The sequence below is a fragment of the Sphingomonas sp. IC4-52 genome (assembly GCF_020707225.1).
In the GTDB taxonomy this organism is placed as follows: domain Bacteria; phylum Pseudomonadota; class Alphaproteobacteria; order Sphingomonadales; family Sphingomonadaceae; genus Sphingomonas.
In genome coordinates this window covers 240590-258340 of record NZ_JAJFEU010000002.1, presented here as the reverse complement: position 1 = coordinate 258340, position 17751 = coordinate 240590, and the positions used below count along the sequence as shown (strand labels likewise).

Here is a 17751-nt window from a genome sequence, read left to right as displayed (position 1 = left end):
GATGGCGACCTCCTTTGACGCCACGATCGGCAATTTGGGCATCGGCACCGCGAACGCGGCGGCCAAGAATGCGGCCGCAAAGTCCCCGACCATGGGTCAGGCCGATTTCCTGAAGCTGATGACCGCGCAGATGAAGAACCAGGATCCCTTCGATCCGGTCGACAATACGCAGATGGTTGCGCAGATGGCGCAATTCTCCTCGCTCGCCGGCATCACGGAGATGGGCTCCACGCTGAAGGCGATCGCCGACAAGCTGGGCGCCACCAGCATGCAGGACGCGGTCAGCTATGTCGGCCGCACCGTGCTGACGCCGGGCAATGTCGCCTACGGCCGCGCCTCGGGCGGCATCGCCGGCGGGATCGAGCTTGGCGCCGATGCCAGCAACGTCACCGTCGCGATCTCCGATGCCAACGGCCAGCTGCTGCACAGCGCCGATCTCGGCGCGCAGAAGGCGGGCACCGTCAGCTACGACTGGGACGGCAAGACCGCGGCCGGCGCGGATGCCGGCCCGGGCCCCTTCACCGTCAGCATCAGCGCCAATGACGGCAGCCGCTCGGTCGCCGCCAGCAGCCTCGTCTGGGCGCCCGTCACCTCCGTCTCGACCACCAGCGGCGCTGCCGTCCTCACCTTGCCGGGGATCGGTGAGGTTCCCGCCACCGCCGTTCGCCAGATCGGCTGACCTCTACCCTCACCTATCCCACGTTTCAGGAGCTTCCCCCATGTCCTTCTACACTTCGCTTTCCGGTCTCCAGGCTGCGCAGACCGACATGTCGACCATCTCGCACAACATCGCCAACGTCGCGACCAACGGCTTCAAGAAGAGCCGCAGCGAATTCACCGACATCATGGCGTCGAACTTCACCAGTGATCCCCGCCGCCTGACCGGCTCGGGCGCGGCGCTGGCGCAGAACAAGCAGATGTTCGGCGCGGGCAGCCTGGTGACGACCGGCTCGTCGCTCGACCTCGCGATCGCCGGCGACGGCTTCTTCCCGGTGAAGACCGCTGCGGCGGGCGGCTCGACGATCGCCTATACGCGCAACGGCAGCTTCGGCGTCGATCCCAACCGCTACATCACCGATACGCAGGGCAGCCGGCTACAGGCCTATGCCGTGGAAACCGACGGCACGGTGCCGAACAACGGCACGCTCATCGACGTGCAGGTGCCGATGACCAGCGGCACCGCCAGGGCGACCGGCACGGTGACGCTGAAGGCCGCGCTGAACAGCGGCGCGACCGGCACCGATGCCGAGTTCAAGCGCACCGATCCGTCGACCTACACCAGCGCGACCAGCACGACGGTGTATGACGCAATGGGCAATGCACAGACCCTGACCAACTATTTCGTCCGCAAGCCGGCAGAAGCCGCCGCCGACGGCACCGAGCTGAAGTCGAGCGACTGGACGGTCTACAGCTACATCGGTGATACCGCGGCAAACGAGGGCGCCGGCACTCCGGTGTCGTTCGATGCCGAGGGCAATCTGATCAGCGGCAATGGTGAAAAGCTCGTGTTCGACGGCGCCGGCGACCCGCGCACCATCACGCTGGACCTCACCGGTACCACGGCGGCCAAGCAGCCGTTCGCCATCGCCTCGCGCTCGCAGGACGGCCAAGCGCTGGGCGAGTTCGCCGGCATCACTGTCGACAGCGCCGGCGTCATCACCGCCAGCTATTCCAATGGCGATGCGGTGAAGCTGGGCAAGGTGGCGCTGGCGAACTTCGTCAACCCGACCGGCCTGCGCCAGAATGGCGGCCAATATTGGAGCGCCACCGGCCTGTCCGGCACGGCAACGATGGGCGGCGCCAACGAGAATGGCTTCGGCAAGCTCATGTCGGGCACGATCGAGGGTTCGAACGTCGACATCACCGAGGAGCTGGTGGAGCTGATCGCGGCGCAGCGCAACTTCCAGGCGAACGCCAAGGCGCTCGATACCTCCAGCCAGATCTCGCAGACGATCTTCAACATCCGCGCGTAATTCTGGCCTGACTCTTGCTGTGTTCCGGTTGCGCCTCGGCGTGAACGGAACACCTTTGGATCGATCGAACCATGGACAAGCTGGTCTATACGGCGGCGACGGGCCTCAAGGCGCACATGGCGGCGCAGGCCGCCATCGCCAACAACATGGTAAACGCCTCCACGACCGGCTTTCGCGCCGATCGCGTGGTGTTCGACCGGATCGAGCTGAAGGGCGGCGGCGCGCGTTTCGATGCGCGTGCGCCCGCCGCACAGGAAGTGACCGATGCCGACCGCAGCGTCGGCGCGATGATCCAGACCGGTCGCAATCTCGACGTGGCGCTGACCGATGCCGACACCTGGCTGACGGTACAGGCGCCCGACGGCACCGAAGCCTATACGCGCCGCGGCGACCTTACCGTCACCGCATCGGGCACGTTGCAGACAGGCGACGGCTATCTGGTGATGGGGTCGGGGGGCCCCATCACCATCCCGCCCTACACGTCGCTGTCGATCGGCTCGGACGGCGCGATCTCGATCGTGCCGCAGGGCGGCGCCTCCACCGACGTCACCGTCATCGACAAGCTGAAGCTGGTGTCGGACCGCGGCTCGTCCACGGTGAAGGGCCTCGACAATCTGATGCACGTGCGCGGCGGCGGGGTGCTGCCCGAGAACATGGACGCCAAGGTCGCGTCCGGCACGCTCGAACAAAGCAACGTCAACATGACCCAGGTGCTCGTCGACATGATCGAGAACCAGCGCAGCTACGAGGTCCAGGCCAACCTACTGAAGGAAGCCAAGACCATGGACGAAGGCGCCGCCTCCGTCATGCGGATGCCCGGCTAAGCCCCGCGCGCGATTAGAAGGAATTAGACCATGACCACCGCCGCCATGCACATCGCGCGCACCGGGCTCGACGCCCAGGACACGCGCATGCGGGTTATCTCGAACAACCTCGCGAACGTGAATACCACCGGGTACAAGCGTGATCGCGCCGCGTTCGAGACGCTGAGCTATCAGGTGATCACCGCGCCCGGCGCGCAGTCGACGCAGGAAACGAAATATGCCACCGGCCTGAACCTGGGCACCGGCGTGCGCGTGCAGAGCACCGCGCGCATCGACACGCAGGGCTCGCTGGCCACCACCGGCAACAGCCTCGACATGGCGCTCGACGGCGACGGCTATTTCCAGGTGCAGCTGCCCGGCGGACAGCTTGGCTACACCCGCGCGGGCAATTTCTCGCGCTCGCCCGAAGGCCTGCTGGTCACGTCGGAGGGCTATCAGGTGATGCCCGGCATCAACGTGCCCGAAAATGCCACCGCGATCACCATCGGCATGGACGGCACGGTGTCGGCGACGATCCCCGGTCAGGCGGAGGCATCGAACCTCGGCCAGATCCAGGTCGCCAGCTTCCCCAACACCGCCGGGCTTCAGTCGATCGGCGACAATTACCTCGTCGAGACCGGCGCGTCGGGCACCGCCAACATGGGCGTCCCGGGCGAGGATGGCCGCGGCAAGATCCGCCAGGGCATGCTGGAGGCAAGCAACGTCAACGTCGTCGAGGAGCTCGTCGACATGATCGAGACACAGCGCGCCTATGAGGTCAATTCCAAGATGATCTCGGCCACCGACGAAATGCTCAAATACGTCAATCAGAACATCTGAGGACTGATCGGCCATGACGTCCCGCACGTTCCCGCTCGCCGCCGCGCTGTGCAGCGCCGCGCTCCTCGCCGCCGCGCCCGCCCATGCCGGCCTGTTTGGCAAGAAGGCGCCAGCGGAGGATTTCACCGCGGTCCATCCGCTGCCCGCCGCCCCCGCGCCGGCACCGGCGACCGGCGCGATCTTCCAGGCGGCGGACGGCTATGCCGCACTCCACGAGGGCTGGCGCGCACGCCGCGTCGGCGATCCGCTGACGATCGTGCTGGTGGAGCGGACCGCGGCGTCCAAATCCTCGACCTCCAAGCTCGATTCGGGCGGCGGCTTCGGCATCACCCCGCCGACCACCGGCCCGCTCAACCTCTTCAACACCACCGACGCCAGCGTCAGCGGCAATCGCAATTTCGCCGGCACCGGCACGGCGGGCCAGGCCAATTCGCTCTCCGGCGAAATCTCGGTCACCGTGGCGCAGGTCTATCCCAATGGCACGATGCTGGTGCAGGGGCAGAAGCGCGTGACGCTCAACCGCGGCGACGAATTCATCCAGATCAAGGGGCTGGTGCGCACCGCCGACGTCGACCGCGACAATCGCGTCGCCTCGACCCGCGTCGCCGATGCCCAGATCGCTTATACCGGCAAGGGCGATGTCGCGCGCGCCGGACGGCAGGGCTGGCTCAGCCGGTTCTTCCAGGTCGTCAGCCCGTTCTGACCGTCGGCATTTAGCGCCGCATTAACCATGTCGCCCTCACACCCGAGCATCATGACCATGTTCCGCACCCTCCTCGCCCTGCCTGCGCTGCTGATTGCCGCGCTGTGCGTCCCGGCGCCCGCCTCGGCCGACCGGATCAAGGATCTCGGCGGGTTCCAGGGCATCCGGTCGAACCAGCTCACCGGCTATGGCGTAGTGGTCGGCCTGCCCGGCACGGGCGACGACAATCTCGAATATACCGTGCAGTCGATGAAGGCGGTCGCCTCGCGCTTCGGCCTGCAGCTGCCGCCCAATGCCAATCAGGGGCTGAAGAACGCCGCGGTGGTGATGATCACCGCCGAGCTGCCTGCCTTTGCCAAGCCCGGCCAACGGATCGACATCACCGTTTCCTCAATGGGCAAGGCGAAGAGCTTGCGCGGCGGCAGCCTGATCATGGCCCCGCTGCTGGGCGCCGATGGCCAGATCTACGCCATGGCGCAGGGCAATCTCGCCGTTGGCGGCCTCGGCGCGGAGGGCAAGGACGGCTCGCAGATCGTGGTCAACACGCCCTCGACCGGCCGTATTCCCGAGGGCGCCACGGTGGAGCGGGCGGTCGCGACCGGCTTTGCCGATGCGCCCAACCTCACCTTCAACCTCCAGCGCGCCGATTTCACCACCGCGCAGAATGTCGCCGCCGCGATCAACCAGAAGCTTGGCTTCGGCGTGGCGCAGGCGGTGGACGCCGTGTCGGTCGCGGTGCGCGCGCCGGTCGGCGCCGACGTGCGCGCGACGCTGATGTCGACGATCGAGAACCTCGACGTCACGACGGCTGAGCCACCTGCCAAGGTCATCGTCAACGCTCGCTCGGGCACCGTCGTCATCAACTCCGCCGTGCGCGTCGGCCCGGCCGCCGTCACCCATGGCAAGCTGACGGTGCGGATCGACGAGAACCAGCGCATCAGCCAACCCGCGCCCTTCAGCCAGGGTCAGACCGCCATGGAGCGCAAGTCCGGCGTCGCTGTTGAAGAAGAGCAGCGCCCGATGTTCCTGCTCGCCCCAGGCCCGAAGCTTGCTGACATCGTCAAGGCGGTGAACGCGATCGGCGCCTCGCCGGCGGATCTCGTCGCCATCCTCGAGGCGCTGAAGGAAGCCGGCGCGCTCAAGGCCGAGTTGATCGTCCTGTGACCGGGCCCGTTCAGATCGGCCGCATCTCCGGCACCACCGGCATCGACTCGGGCCTGAAGCGCGAGGCGTCCAGCGAGAACCTGAAGGCCGCCGGGCAGCAGTTCGAGGCGGTGTTCACCGGCATGATGCTGAAATCGATGCGCGCGGCGAAGCTCGCCGAGCCGCTGTTCGACAGCCAGGCGATCGACACGTTCCGCGACATGCAGGACCAGAAGATGGTGCAGCAGATGGCGCAGCACACGCCGCTTGGCATCGGCAAGGCGATGACCGACTTCCTGTCGCGTGGCCTTTCGGCAACAGCACCGGGAAATTCAACGGACTCGGCCAAAGCGGCCGACGAAGGCCAAAAGTCTCAATCCGGCCTTAACCAAGGCGCCGACATAAGGCCCGCGTGAGCGACCTTCTTTCCATCGGCGCGTCGGGCGTCCGCGCGAATCAGGCTGCCCTCGGCACGGTGTCGGAGAACATCGCGAATGCCGGGGTGACCGGCTATTCGCGTCGGACGATCACGACCACGGAAGTCGTCAGCATCGGCGGTCGCGCCGGTCTGACCTCCGGACACGGCGTGTTCGTGACCGGCGTCAATCGTGCGGCCGATCAGTTCAAGGCTGCTGCTGTTCGTACCGCCGGCGCCGATCTGGCCCGCACGGAGGCCGGTGGGGTCTGGATGGACCGGATCCAGTCCGCGCTGACCGGTTCCGGGCTCGACTCCCGCCTGTCCGCCTTCTTCAATGCAGCGAAAGGGGTTGCGGCCGATCCGACCGCGACGGCGCCGCGGGCAGCAATGATCGAGCAGGCGCGCTCGCTTGCCGGATCCTTTACCACGACCGGCGCGGCTCTGGCGCAGGCCACTGCCGAGCTGGACGCGACCGCCGATCAGGCGGTGGCCGATCTCAACAGCCTCTCTGCCGCGCTTGCCAAGGTGAACGAGGGCCTGGGCCGGGTCGGCGCGAACACCACAGGCGCGGCGAACCTCGCCGATCAGCGCGACGACATTCTCGAAAGGATGAGCGCGCTGGTGGATATCACCGCCAGCTACGATGCCGCCGGCCGTGCGACGGTGCGTGCCGGTGCCGGCACCGGTGCCATGCTCGTCAGCGGCAACCAGGCCGCCACGGTCAGCTACGCGCGGAGCGCGGAAGGCGTCGTCGCCATCGCCGTGAAGAACGGGAACGACGTGTCGATGCTGTCGCCCGGTGGTGGCGCGATCGGCGGGATCGTTGATGGGGCGCAGCGGATTGCGGCAGCGCGCACGCAACTGGCGGAAATGGCGGCGGACTTCGTCAATGGCGTCAATGGCGTGCAGGGCAACGGCCAGACGCTCGATGGCGCAGCAGGCGCGCCGCTCTTCGCGGTCGGCGCCTCGCCCACCGACATCACCCTTGTCATGTCCGATCCGCGGGGGATTGCCGCTGCCGCCCCCGGCGAAGGAACCCGCGGAAACGGCAATCTTGCGGCCTTGGAAGGCCTGCGCAGCAGCGCCGGCTTCGAAGGGTCGCTGAACAATATGGTCTCCAGCAACGCGGCCGCCATCCAGGCGCGCGGGGTTGTTGCCGATGCCCAGACCGCGATCCACGACAGTGCCATTGCCGCGCGTGACGCGATCTCCGGCGTCGATCTGGATCGCGAGGCTGTCGACCTGCTGCGCTTCCAACAAGCCTATCAGGCGTCAAGCCGGGTGATCTCGATCGCGCGAGACGCCTTCCAGACCCTGCTGGATATCCGCTGATGAGCGCCAACATCTCCACCAACCTGTTCTTCAACCGCTCGACCGCGTCGATGCAGAAGCTGCAGGCGCAGTTCGATCGGCTGAACGAACAGGTGTCGACCGGCAAGAAGCTGCTTGCGCCGTCGGACGACAGCGTCGGTTACCAGCGGTTGCAAGTGATCAACCGCGCCAATGCGGATGGCACGCAGGATGCCGCCAACGTGAAGCTTGCGCAGTCGACCCTGCAGCAGGCCGGCAGCAGCCTGTCGCAGATGACCGAACGGCTGCAGCGCGCATCCGAACTGGTGATCCAGGGCCGGACGGGTACGAACTCGGATACCGCCAAAGCTGCCATCGCCACCGAACTGGAGGGCATTCTGGAATCCGTGATCGCGCTGGCGAACGGCAAGGATGCGCGCGGCATGCCGCTGTTCGGCGGCAAGGACGACGGGGCAGCAGTTGCACGTGGCGCCGGCGGCACGCTCACCTTCGCCGAAGGGAAAGCGGCGGCAATGCCGATCGGCGATGGTCAGAGCGTCGAGGTGGTCGTCAACGCCAAGGATTTCCTGGCGGTAAAGGACAGCGAGGATCTGGGCAGCGCCATTGCGGCCATGGTTGCCGCACTGCGCGCCGGTGAAACGATCCCTGAGAGCGCCGCCGATACGCTGGCGACAGTGGCTGATCAGGTCACGGCGACCCAGGCGTCGCTGGGTGCCCGGGAGGCGCGAGTCGATCTTCAGGCCGCGCAGCTCAAATCGGCGGCAGACGACCGTGAACTCGCGCGGGCAGACATTGAGGATGCGGACCCGACCGAAACGATCGTCCAGCTCCAGAAGACGATGACGATCCTTCAGGCGACGCAGGCGAGCTTCTCGAAGCTCTCGAGCCTGTCGTTGTTCGACTATCTGCGCTGACCCGCACTGCCGCCGCGCACGCGGGGCAATTTCCCGATAAAGAATCTGCTCCCCCGGTCGTTTGACAGAGAGCACCTTACGTAGCGTCCGGGGATAAAGATGTTCGCCGCCATCGGCCTTGTTGTTCTTATTGCCATGGTCTTCGGCGGCTTTGCCTTCACGGGCGGTTCGCTGGGTCCGGTGCTCCACGCCCTTCCGCATGAAATGCTGATCATCGGCGGCGCCGCTGCCGGCGCGCTGATCATCGGCAATTCCGGCAAGGAGCTGAAGGCGATGGGCGGCGGCCTGGCCAAGGTGTTCAAGGGCCCGAAGTACAAGAAGCAGGATTATCTCGACGTCATCTTCCTGGTGTCGAAGCTGATGAAGATGCTGCGCATGGAAGGCCCGATCGCGCTGGAGCCGCATGTCGAGGATCCGAAATCCTCCGCCATCTTTGCCGAATATCCGCGCCTGGTGGCCGATCATACGTTGGTCAACCTGATTGCCGACACGCTGCGCCTGGTGGTCGTGTCCTCCGGCACGCTCGACGTTCACGCGGTGGAAGAAGTGATGGATAATGCCATCAAGACCCACCATCATGAGGTGGAGGGGCCACACACCACCCTGTCCTCGCTTGCCGACGCCCTGCCGGCGCTTGGCATCGTCGCGGCCGTGCTCGGCGTGGTGAAGACGATGGGTTCGATCGACCAGCCGCCATCGGTGCTGGGCGGCATGATCGGCTCCGCGCTGGTGGGGACGTTCCTTGGCGTGCTGCTCGCCTACGGCATTGTCAGCCCGCTCGCCTCGCGCCTGAAGCAGGTGATCGATGCCGATGCCGCGATCTATCATGTGGTGAAGCAGATCATCATCGCCTCGCTCCACGGCCATCCGCAGCCGCTGGTGATCGAGGCGGCGCGCTCGGGCATCGCCCACACCAACCAGCCCGGCTTTGCCGAGGTGTTCGACGGCCTCAGGGGCAAATAAGCCATGGCCGCGCGCGCACCCCATGGCAGCAACCAGCCGCCCAAGATCATCGTCAAGAAGATCTATATCGAGGGGCACGGCGGCCATCACGGCGGCGCGTGGAAGGTCGCTTATGCCGATTTCGTGACCGCGATGATGGCGTTCTTCCTTCTGATGTGGCTGCTCGGCGCCACCACGGAAAAACAGCGCAAGGGCATCGCCGACTATTTCGCGCCAACCGTTCTCAACACCAAGTCGCTCGGTATCGGCGGCAGCGGGTTGCTGGGTGGCCAGTCCGTCACGTCGACCGAAAAGACGGGGCCGAACGACGGCAACTCGCGTATGCCGACCATCGTCTCCAAGGCAGAAGGTGCCGGCGGCGCGCAGATGGGCACCGGCAGGAAGGGATCGCTGCGCAGCGCCGAGGCGATCGCCGCAGAGGATCGCCGCAACTTCGCCAAGCTGAAGGAACAGGTCGAGCGGCAGCTGAGGGAGCGCAAGTCACTGGCGGCGCTCGCCAAGCACATCCGCTTCACGATGACCCCCAACGGGATGCGCATCGACCTGGTGGATGACGCGAATTATTCCATGTTCGCGCTTGGCACGACCGCGCTGGAAAAGGATGCCTCCACGTTGATCGGCATGGTCGCGGAAGGGATCCGTCCGACGCAGAACCCGATCATGATCCGCGGGCATACCGACAGCCTGCCCTATGGCGACCCGCGGGCGATGAACAACTGGATGCTGGGCACTGCGCGTGCCGAGGCGACGCGGCGGCGCCTCGCGGCCGGCGGGATACCGGAACAGCGCTTCTACCGAATTGAAGGGGTGGCGGATCGCGAGCCGATGATCACCGAAAACCCGATGGATCCCCGAAATCGCCGGGTCGCCATCACTCTCCTGTACCGTGCAGGGGCATTCGGGCAATAACTCGTCCAGAGTGAATGCTTTTGAGAGCGCCGACAATACTTGGCGGCGGCCCCGGGACCGGATAGAGATCACCCCTTGTCCCGGGGGGGATCTGTGATTTTACCATCGTTTATCAGGAGAGGCAGGGCAAGAACGGCCACCGCGGTTCTGACGGCCGTCACGCTGGCGTTCCCCGCCATTGGACAGGATTCGTCCAGCACGCAGACGCCGCCCCTGCTCCCCGGCCACACCGGCAATCCGATGGCGATCCGCGCGGAGGATGATCCGCTGCTGGAACTCACGCGCCGCACTGCGCCGGTGGAAACGCTGCAGCAGATCGTCAACGCGACCCTGGCGCGCGCACCGGAGGCGGAGGAGGCGAGCGCCAATCGTGATCAGGCCAGCGCCGCGCTGGGCGAGGCCAAGTCGGCCCGCCGCCCCACGGTTGATGTCACGATCACCAGCTACAAGGTGCTGTCCCGCAACTTCGGCAACAATGTCGAAAACATCATCGAGGAGTCTCGTCCGGGACGCCGCACCGATCAATTGCTGACGGTGGACCAACTGCTGCTCGACGGCGGCAGCGCCAATGCGCGGATCGGTGCTGCACGCGAGCGACTGCGCGCAGCGGAAACCGACATCCTTGGCGCGCAGGATCGCGTTGCCCTGATGACGCTCGCTTCCTGGTACGACGTCTTTACCTATCGCGCGCTGGTGGCACTCTCGACGTCCTTCTCCGCCAGTCAGCGGGAATTGCGCGTGATGGTGCAGGAACGCATCCGGCGTGGCGCCTCGGCAGAGGCCGATATCGCGCGCGTGGACAGCTACATCGCCTCCGCCGACGCGCGGCTGGCGCGCTTTCGCCGGCTGGAGGCGCAGGCGTCCGCGCGATTCCAGTCGCTGACCGGCGCACCGCCCCCGCCAGGCCTCGCCCGCGCGCCATTCATCGGCCAGGCCAGCGTCAGCAAGGATCTGGCGGTCGCACGGGCGGTGGACGTGCCGGCGGTGCGCTCCGCCCGTTCGGTGGCGGAGGCCGCTCGCAACGATGCCCGCGCCGCTCATGCCGATCGGCTGCCGACCCTTGCCGCGGGCATCGATGCCGGCCGCTACGGCATTTACGAAACCCCGCGCGACTATGACGTGCGCGCGCGGCTCACGCTTCGTCAGCGTCTGTGGGGCGGCATTGAGGAGCGCGACCAGCAGGCCCAGGCCCGCGCCCGCTCGGCCGAGGCGCGCGCCAACCGCGTGTCCACCGAAGCGGCGCGCGACGCGGAAATCGCCTGGTCCGACGTACAGGCGCTGGAGGAGCAGCGCCGCGCTCTGGAATCGACCTATCTGGCCAGCCGCCGTTCGCGCGACACGATCGCCGAGCGTTTCCGTGTCGCATCCGGCACGCTCTTCGATGTGATCGGCGCGGAAGACAGCTATTTCGAAACGGCGGTCGGCTATCTCCAGGCCGTCACTGAACTCGACGCATCACGCTACGTCCTGCTGTCCAGGACGGGCCAGTTGCTGCCGACACTCGGCATTACCGATCCATCCCAAGGACGCCAGCCATGAGCGACCATACGCTCGTCCCCGATCCCAAGCCCCGCTTCGCGCCCTGGCTGCTCGAGCCGATGGCCGAGAACAAGCGCACCTATATCAAGGTTGCTGCGGCGGCGGTGCTCATCAACGTCTTTGCGCTGGTGACTTCGCTGTTCTCCATGGTCATCTACGATCGGGTCATCCCGAACAACGCCATGTCGAGCCTGGTTGCCTTGTCGATCGGCTTTGGCTTTGTCGTCATCTTTGACTTCGTGCTGAAGATGCTGCGTGCGTATTTCGTGGATATCGCTGGCGCCGACATCGATCACCAGGTCGGCGATCGCGTGTTCAGGAAGCTGCTGGCGATCCGGCTTGACCACAAGAAAGGGTCGACCGGGGCGCTCGCCGGCTTGATGCGGGAATTGGAAGCGCTGCGCGACTTCTTCGCCTCCGCCACCATGACGGCGCTGGTCGACTTTCCGTTCCTGATCCTCACCGTCGTGGTGATCTGGGCGATCGGCGGCAAGGTGGTGCTCGTCCTGCTCGTCATCATCCCCGTCGTGCTGCTGACCGCCTGGGCGACCAATCCGGCCCTGGAACGACTCACCGCGCGAACGCTGCGGGAGGGTTTGTCCAAACAGTCCGTGCTGGTGGAAACGATTGGCGGGCTGGAAACGGTGAAGGCATCAGGCGCCGGGCCGATGCTTACCGATCGCTGGCTCGGCGCCGTCCGGCAACAATCCGATTCCTCGCTTCGCCAGCGCCTGATTTCCAGCATCGCGATCACCGTCGCCGGCTCGGCAAGCACGATCAGCTATGCCGCGGTGGTGATCGTCGGGGTCAACCTGATCGCCGCGCGTGAGCTGACCTCGGGCGGCCTGATCGCCTGCTCCTTGCTCGCCGGCCGGGCCATCGCGCCGCTTGCCCAAATCTCTCAGTTGCTCGCACGGCTCTCGGCAACCCGAACCGCCTATCGCCAGATCAACGCGATGATGGAGCAGCCCAGCGAAGGGCCCGCAGGAGAACCGCTGCAGATCGCATCACTCTCCGGCAAGATCGAATTCCGGAACGTCACCTTCCGCTATCCCGGCGCCGCAGAGCCGGCGCTGCAGGGCGTGTCCTTCACCATCGAACCCGGCGAGCGCGTGGCGCTTCTGGGCCGCGTGGGTTCGGGCAAGTCGACGATCACTCGGCTGATCCTCGGGCTCTACCCACCCGAAGACGGCCTGGTGATGGTTGATGGCAGCGACCTGCGGCAGATCGACCCCGCCACGCTGCGCGCCCAGATTGGCGTGGCGATGCAGGACAGCGTGCTGATGACCGGCAGTGTCCGGGAGAACATCAGTCTGGGCCGATCGGGCGTCGATGATACCGAACTGCTGCGCGCGGCGACGCTGTCAGGCACGCACCAGTTCATGGGGCAAATCGCCAACGGCTATGATCTGAAGCTGGCGGATCGTGGCGAAGGCCTGTCCGGCGGGCAGCGCCAGTCGATTGCCATTGCGCGGGCACTCGCCGGTCGGCCGCCGATGCTGGTGTTTGACGAGCCTTCCGCCAGCATGGACGCGCAGACCGAGCAGGGATTGATCGAGCGGCTTCAGAACGAGGTACAGGGTCGCACCATGGTGCTCGTCACTCATCGCCCGCCATTGCTTCAGCTTGTGCAGCGGATCATCGTGATGGAGCGCGGCCGGATCGCAATGGACGGCCCGCGCGACAAGGTGATGCAGCAACTTACCCGGCCGAAGGTGGCCTGAACCATGTCGCAAACACCTGCCCCGCGCGCCGTAAACCCCCTGGCACCAGCCGAACCGACGCGGCTCGAGGATTTGGCGGAGCGCATCAAGCCCCGCCAGGCGTCCAACGTGCTGCTTTGGGCCATCCTCGCCTTTTTCGTCATCTTCATAATCTGGGCCTCCTGGGCAACGCTTGATCGAACGGTGCGTGGTCCAGGCCGGGTGATCGCCAGCTCTCAGTTGCAGACCGTGTCCAATCTTGAAGGCGGGATCGTGCAGGAGATCCTGGTCCGCACCGGACAAGTGGTGCGGGCCGGTCAGCCGCTCGTCCGGCTCGATCCCACGGCGACCGGGGGTGAGCTCAGTTCAGGCGAAGCGCAGGCCGCTGCGCTTCAGGTCAAGATCGCGCGACTGAAGGCTGAGGTTCTCGGCCGCGAGCCGGTCTATCCTGCGCCGATCAACGCGGCGGTGGCTGAGCAGATCGAGATCGAGAAGGCGCTGCACACCGCACGGATGCAGGAACTGGCCGGCATTACCGGCGCCTATGGCGCGCGCGGCGTGCAGGCCACTCGCGCAGTGGCGGAGGCGCAATCCGCGCTCAGTGCCCGGCAAAGCGCGCGCGAGGCGCGGGCGACCGAGCTCGCCACGATCAAGCCGCTCGTCGAAAAGGGGATCGAGCCACGCCTTTCCCTGGCGCAGGCCGACAGCGCCGCCTCCGTGGCCGCAAGCGAAGCGGCACAGGCGGCGGCGTCGCTCGCCCGCGCGCAGGCCGGCGTGGCAGAGGCCAATGCCAGCCTCGCCCAGGCGCGGCAGGATTGGCGAGCGCGTGCCGCGGACGAGTTGGCGCGGGCACAGGCGGACCTGGCGGCACGCGCCTCCACCATCCCGGCGCTGGCGGCGCGCGTACAACGCACCACCGTGCGCGCACCGCTCGCCGGGCGGATCAACCGCGTGCTGGTGACAACCGTCGGCGCCGCCGTTTCCCCGGGCGCGCCGCTTGCCGAAATCTCGCCCTCACGCGACACGCTGCTGATCGAAGCACGCATCCGGCCCGAAGATATCGCCCGCGTGCGAACCGGCCAGCATGCGCGGATCAACATCACCGCCTATGACAGCTCCATCTACGGCTGGATCGACGGGAAAGTGGAATCGATCTCGCCAGACGCGATTGTCGATGAGCGGGCTCAGGTGAGCTACTACAACGTCTACGTCCGCACCGACACCAAGGGCCTGCTGGATCGGCGGACGAACAAGCTGCTGCCGATCGGCACCGGCATGACGGCGGAGGTAAACCTGCTCGGCGATCCGCGCACGGTGTTGCAGTACATCCTGACGCCGATCACCCGCCTGTCGGAACGTGCCTTCCGCGAATGAACAACCTGAGGCCCGGTCTGATCCGGGCACTTCTTGCCGCCGCGCACAATAAGTCGCCCTGGCGAAAGCAAGTGAGAAGACGCGGTCATTCTGTATCGTGCAGGGAGGAGTATGCGACTGATCGCGGCGTCGGTGACGGCAGTTGCCTTGATGGCAACCGCGGGGCACGCACAAGAGGCGGGGTTGCTCCCGTCGCTGGAACGGCTTGCAAAGACCGATAACCCAGAGGCGATCTACCACCTGGGAATGGCATACCACACCGGGTCGGGTGCCGCCAAAGATCTCAACAAGGCACTCGCCGCCTTCAGGAAGGCTGCGGCTCTGGGTGATCCATTGGCGTCCTATAAAATCGGCTGCTATTACGACGGACAAGGGGCAGGACTGGTCTCCTTCGACGAAGAGAAAGCGCTTGAATACAAGCTGGTCGCTGCAAAGGCAGGATATGCTCTGGCCGAACAGGACGTAGGCATCCTCTATGCACGCCGCGGCAATATGGCGGAGGGCCTCGCTTGGCTCGAAAAGTCTGCGTCGCAAGGATGGACCGAAAGCCTGCTGACTCGCATCAGTGTACAACGGGACATCGGGAATCACGCCCGATCCTGCAAAAACAGCAGCGTATTTTCGGCTCTTCCTGTCTCGGTCAGAACCTGACGCACAGCAGGAGGCGTGGCTCAGCCGCTTTGAACAGCAGCTATCGCCCGGCGATAAGAAGCGGGCGGAGGAGATCGTCCGCCGCTATCGACCCACGCCTACGCTGCTGACGTTGAAGGGGCTTTCGGGGCAACGCGCTGCACAAGCGCTGATCCAAACATCGATTTCCAGATAACCGCGCTTGGGTAGCACGTCATCGCCTGGCGGCCGACGTTGCGGCCACTGACCTCCGCTCTTGCGTGGCCCCTCCCCCCCACGCAACGGGGCCTCCGCGGCTGCGTGGGGGAGGGGCGTACCTCCTACGGCTCGTCGCGGTAGATCGCGACCGTCGGGGCGCTGCCGGCGCTTACCCGTCCGCGGTACATGCCGGGGGTGTTGTAGCTCCAGGCCGTGGCGCCGGACGGCGTGTTGACGATCACCCCGCCGTCGCCGCCCAGTTCCTGAACCTCCGCCATCACCGCATCGGCGGCGACCTGCGGGCTCTCGCCCTTGAAGCGGATCCTGGCGCAGATCTCGTGCGCCACGCCCTCGCGGATGAAATACTCCCCTGCCCCCGTTGCGGAAACGGCGCAGGCACGGTCATCGGCATAGGTGCCGGCTCCAATCACTGGCGCGTCACCGATCCGGCCCCAGCGCTTGCCCGTCACGCCGCCCGTCGACGTCGCCGCCGCGACATGGCCGTTCGCGTCGCGCGCCACGGCGCCGACGGTGCCATATTTGCGATCGACGTCGATGGCTGACAGCTTCTTGGCCTTCAGAGTCTCCAGCTGCTGCCGACGCTCTGGCGTTGCGAACCAGCTGGGGTCCGCCTGTTCCAGCTTCTGGGCGCGAGAAAAGGCGTCGGCACCTGCCCCGCCCAGGAAGACGTGATCGCTCTTTTCCATCACCGCACGGGCAAGGCTGACGGGGTGGCGGGTGGTGGTGACGCCGGCCACGGCGCCCGCGGCGCGGGTGCGGCCATCCATGATCGCCGCGTCCAGCTCGTTGCGGCCATCCCAGGTAAACACCGCGCCGCGACCGGCGTTGAAGTGCGGATCATCCTCCAGGACGTGGATCGCCGCCTCAACCGCATCCAGGGCGCTGCCGCCCTTGTCCAGCACGGCCGAACCCGCCTTCAGCGCCTGGTTCAGCGCGGCGCGGATCGCCTTGTCCTGCTCGGGCGAGAGCTTGTCACGCTCGATCACCCCGGCGCCGCCGTGAATCGCGAGCGACCAGCGCGGCGCCTGCTGAGCGGTAACCGGGGTGGCCAGCAAGGCGGCGAGAACAGGCAGAAACAGGCGCATGAAATCCCTTCTTCTTCTCTTTTTCAAACAATGGCCGGGCGTGAATCGGGAATATCGGCGCGTGGGCGGTGCAGACGCAGGCCGATCAGCGGGCGGAGCCAGGGGATGCGGCGGCCGCCGAGGTAAAAGGCCCAGCATCCCGCCACCGTCGCCGCCACCAGGATCAGGAAATCGAGCACCAGCGGCAGCCCGGCGTGCAGCAGCCAATAGGCCACCACCACGATGATCGTCTGGTGGATGATGTAAAACGGAAACACGGCCTCGGTCAGCATCGGTCGCCAGCGATGGTCGCGGTTCCAGAAGGTCTCGGCGATCCCGATCAGCGCCGCGATCGTCATCCAGCCCTGCACGCCGCGCGCCAGGCTGAAGATCGTGCCGAACGGCCGCGGTGTGACGCGATAGCCGGCAAAGACGATCTGGATTGCCGCCACGGTCAGAAACGCCAGCAAAGCGAGGATCGCCGTTACTTTCCACCAACGCGCAAAGGTCGCGATCATTCGCTCGCTGCCCGCCATGGCATAGCCGAGCACGAACATCGGGAAGTAGGTGGCGTGTGCCACCCAATCGCCGACCATCTCGTGCGTTTCGCGCGCGCCGGGGAACAGGACGCCGCTGACCAGCATCAGCCACGCCATTGGCAGGATCAGCGCGCCAGCCCCGCCGAACAGCCGCTCGAAAACGCGCTGTGCCCGCGCCCGCACGCCGCCCGGCGTAACCGTCAGCACGGCGGTAAAGGCAAGCGTATAGACCCACAGGTAAGCGACGAACCACAGGTGGTTCCACGTAGGCAGGAACAGCCCATCGAGGCGGCCGAACGCCAGATAATCGCCCGACCAGAACGCGAAGAAGCCAGCAGCATAGCCATGCTGCGTCACCAGCTCGACCCACGGCTGTGGCGGCACGATCACTGCCATGCCGAACACGAGCGGGATCAGCAGCCGCGCGGTGCGGTTGCGCATGAACGGCCACGGCCCGGTATGGCGCACGAACAGCGCCCGGCTGGCATAGCCCGAGACAAGGAACAACAGCGACAATCGCCACGGGTTGGACAGCATCATCGGCACCGTCACCCATTGTTCGGCCGCGAGCTTCGCGTGGAAGCCCCACGGCACGAACACCATGCCGATGTGATAAAGGATCAGGATCGCGAACGCCCCGATCCGAAGCCAGTCGAGGCCATAGTGCCGCTGCATCGCGCGCTGACTACCCGCTTGCGGCGACTAC

The 17751-nt window shown here is 66.2% G+C and carries 17 protein-coding genes; 15 read left to right on the top strand and 2 right to left on the bottom strand.

All coding sequences use genetic code 11. From position 1 onward, the window contains the following. Position 1: 1 nt before the first annotated feature. The 15 genes from LK535_RS07630 (at position 2) to LK535_RS07560 (ending at position 15244) form a co-directional block, all read left to right on the top strand. The gene (locus LK535_RS07630; protein WP_227771308.1) at positions 2-679 is read left to right on the top strand and encodes a flagellar hook assembly protein FlgD; all 678 of its coding nucleotides are present in this window, start codon (positions 2-4) and stop codon (positions 677-679) included. A 40-nt stretch (positions 680-719) separates the two neighbouring features. Further along, entirely contained in the window at positions 720-1973 is a 1254-nt protein-coding gene (locus LK535_RS07625) for a flagellar hook protein FlgE (RefSeq protein ID WP_227771307.1), read from the top strand. Between the two features lie 71 nt (positions 1974-2044). Continuing rightward, a complete protein-coding gene (locus LK535_RS07620) occupies positions 2045-2797 on the top strand; it encodes a flagellar basal body rod protein FlgF (protein ID WP_227771306.1) in 753 nt (250 codons plus the stop codon). A gap of 30 nt (positions 2798-2827) precedes the next feature. Beyond that, positions 2828-3616 carry a flagellar basal-body rod protein FlgG gene (flgG, locus tag LK535_RS07615; RefSeq protein ID WP_227771305.1) on the top strand — a complete coding sequence of 263 codons (789 nt, stop codon included), beginning with the start codon at positions 2828-2830 and terminating at the stop codon, positions 3614-3616. A 13-nt stretch (positions 3617-3629) separates the two neighbouring features. Beyond that, positions 3630-4319: a flagellar basal body L-ring protein FlgH gene (locus LK535_RS07610; protein ID WP_227771304.1), complete on the top strand. Its 690-nt coding sequence runs from the start codon at positions 3630-3632 to the stop codon at positions 4317-4319. Between the two features lie 57 nt (positions 4320-4376). Beyond that, positions 4377-5483: a flagellar basal body P-ring protein FlgI gene (locus LK535_RS07605; RefSeq protein WP_227771303.1), complete on the top strand. Its 1107-nt coding sequence runs from the start codon at positions 4377-4379 to the stop codon at positions 5481-5483. Further along, positions 5480-5878 (top strand): rod-binding protein, encoded by a 399-nt coding sequence (locus LK535_RS07600; protein ID WP_227771302.1) that lies wholly within the window; start codon positions 5480-5482, stop codon positions 5876-5878. Before LK535_RS07605 ends, LK535_RS07600 begins: the two co-directional genes overlap by 4 nt. Beyond that, entirely contained in the window at positions 5875-7212 is a 1338-nt protein-coding gene (gene flgK / locus LK535_RS07595) for a flagellar hook-associated protein FlgK (protein WP_227771301.1), read from the top strand. Before LK535_RS07600 ends, flgK begins: the two co-directional genes overlap by 4 nt. Beyond that, positions 7212-8105, top strand: a complete 894-nt coding sequence (gene flgL, locus LK535_RS07590) for a flagellar hook-associated protein FlgL (RefSeq protein WP_227771300.1) — start codon at positions 7212-7214, stop codon at positions 8103-8105. The genes flgK and flgL overlap by 1 nt, the downstream gene beginning before the upstream one ends. Positions 8106-8204: 99 nt before the next feature. Continuing rightward, a complete protein-coding gene (motA, locus tag LK535_RS07585) occupies positions 8205-9068 on the top strand; it encodes a flagellar motor stator protein MotA (RefSeq protein ID WP_227771299.1) in 864 nt (287 codons plus the stop codon). 3 nt (positions 9069-9071) lie between these two features. Beyond that, positions 9072-9977: a flagellar motor protein MotB gene (locus LK535_RS07580; protein WP_227771298.1), complete on the top strand. Its 906-nt coding sequence runs from the start codon at positions 9072-9074 to the stop codon at positions 9975-9977. Positions 9978-10070: 93 nt separating this feature from the next. Beyond that, positions 10071-11516, top strand: a complete 1446-nt coding sequence (locus LK535_RS07575) for a TolC family protein (protein ID WP_227771297.1) — start codon at positions 10071-10073, stop codon at positions 11514-11516. Then, positions 11513-13240 carry a type I secretion system permease/ATPase gene (locus tag LK535_RS07570; RefSeq protein ID WP_227771296.1) on the top strand — a complete coding sequence of 576 codons (1728 nt, stop codon included), beginning with the start codon at positions 11513-11515 and terminating at the stop codon, positions 13238-13240. Before LK535_RS07575 ends, LK535_RS07570 begins: the two co-directional genes overlap by 4 nt. Before the next feature lie 3 nt (positions 13241-13243). After that, positions 13244-14593 (top strand): HlyD family type I secretion periplasmic adaptor subunit, encoded by a 1350-nt coding sequence (locus LK535_RS07565; protein ID WP_227771295.1) that lies wholly within the window; start codon positions 13244-13246, stop codon positions 14591-14593. A 111-nt stretch (positions 14594-14704) separates the two neighbouring features. After that, the gene (locus LK535_RS07560; protein WP_227771294.1) at positions 14705-15244 is read left to right on the top strand and encodes a tetratricopeptide repeat protein; all 540 of its coding nucleotides are present in this window, start codon (positions 14705-14707) and stop codon (positions 15242-15244) included. Positions 15245-15543: 299 nt separating this feature from the next. Here LK535_RS07560 and LK535_RS07555 read toward each other — a convergent pair whose 3' ends face one another. Together LK535_RS07555 and LK535_RS07550 are read right to left on the bottom strand one after the other, a co-directional pair. Continuing rightward, positions 15544-16527, bottom strand: a complete 984-nt coding sequence (locus LK535_RS07555) for an isoaspartyl peptidase/L-asparaginase family protein (RefSeq protein WP_227771293.1) — start codon at positions 16525-16527, stop codon at positions 15544-15546. A 23-nt stretch (positions 16528-16550) separates the two neighbouring features. Continuing rightward, positions 16551-17720, bottom strand: a complete 1170-nt coding sequence (locus LK535_RS07550) for an acyltransferase family protein (protein ID WP_227771292.1) — start codon at positions 17718-17720, stop codon at positions 16551-16553. Positions 17721-17751 lie beyond the last annotated feature (31 nt).

What these genes read in the sequence shown, in the direction of transcription:
- flgG (WP_227771305.1), top strand. Translation starts at nt 2,828, where the DNA reads ATGACCACCGCCGCCATGCACATCGCGCGCACCGGGCTCGACGCCCAG.
- LK535_RS07550 (WP_227771292.1), bottom strand. Translation starts at nt 17,720, where the DNA reads ATGCAGCGGCACTATGGCCTCGACTGGCTTCGGATCGGGGCGTTCGCG.
- LK535_RS07560 (WP_227771294.1), top strand. Translation starts at nt 14,705, where the DNA reads ATGCGACTGATCGCGGCGTCGGTGACGGCAGTTGCCTTGATGGCAACC.
- motA (WP_227771299.1), top strand. Translation starts at nt 8,205, where the DNA reads ATGTTCGCCGCCATCGGCCTTGTTGTTCTTATTGCCATGGTCTTCGGC.
- LK535_RS07565 (WP_227771295.1), top strand. Translation starts at nt 13,244, where the DNA reads ATGTCGCAAACACCTGCCCCGCGCGCCGTAAACCCCCTGGCACCAGCC.
- LK535_RS07580 (WP_227771298.1), top strand. Translation starts at nt 9,072, where the DNA reads ATGGCCGCGCGCGCACCCCATGGCAGCAACCAGCCGCCCAAGATCATC.
- LK535_RS07620 (WP_227771306.1), top strand. Translation starts at nt 2,045, where the DNA reads ATGGACAAGCTGGTCTATACGGCGGCGACGGGCCTCAAGGCGCACATG.
- flgL (WP_227771300.1), top strand. Translation starts at nt 7,212, where the DNA reads ATGAGCGCCAACATCTCCACCAACCTGTTCTTCAACCGCTCGACCGCG.
- LK535_RS07625 (WP_227771307.1), top strand. Translation starts at nt 720, where the DNA reads ATGTCCTTCTACACTTCGCTTTCCGGTCTCCAGGCTGCGCAGACCGAC.
- LK535_RS07610 (WP_227771304.1), top strand. Translation starts at nt 3,630, where the DNA reads ATGACGTCCCGCACGTTCCCGCTCGCCGCCGCGCTGTGCAGCGCCGCG.
- LK535_RS07570 (WP_227771296.1), top strand. Translation starts at nt 11,513, where the DNA reads ATGAGCGACCATACGCTCGTCCCCGATCCCAAGCCCCGCTTCGCGCCC.
- LK535_RS07605 (WP_227771303.1), top strand. Translation starts at nt 4,377, where the DNA reads ATGTTCCGCACCCTCCTCGCCCTGCCTGCGCTGCTGATTGCCGCGCTG.
- LK535_RS07630 (WP_227771308.1), top strand. Translation starts at nt 2, where the DNA reads ATGGCGACCTCCTTTGACGCCACGATCGGCAATTTGGGCATCGGCACC.
- LK535_RS07555 (WP_227771293.1), bottom strand. Translation starts at nt 16,527, where the DNA reads ATGCGCCTGTTTCTGCCTGTTCTCGCCGCCTTGCTGGCCACCCCGGTT.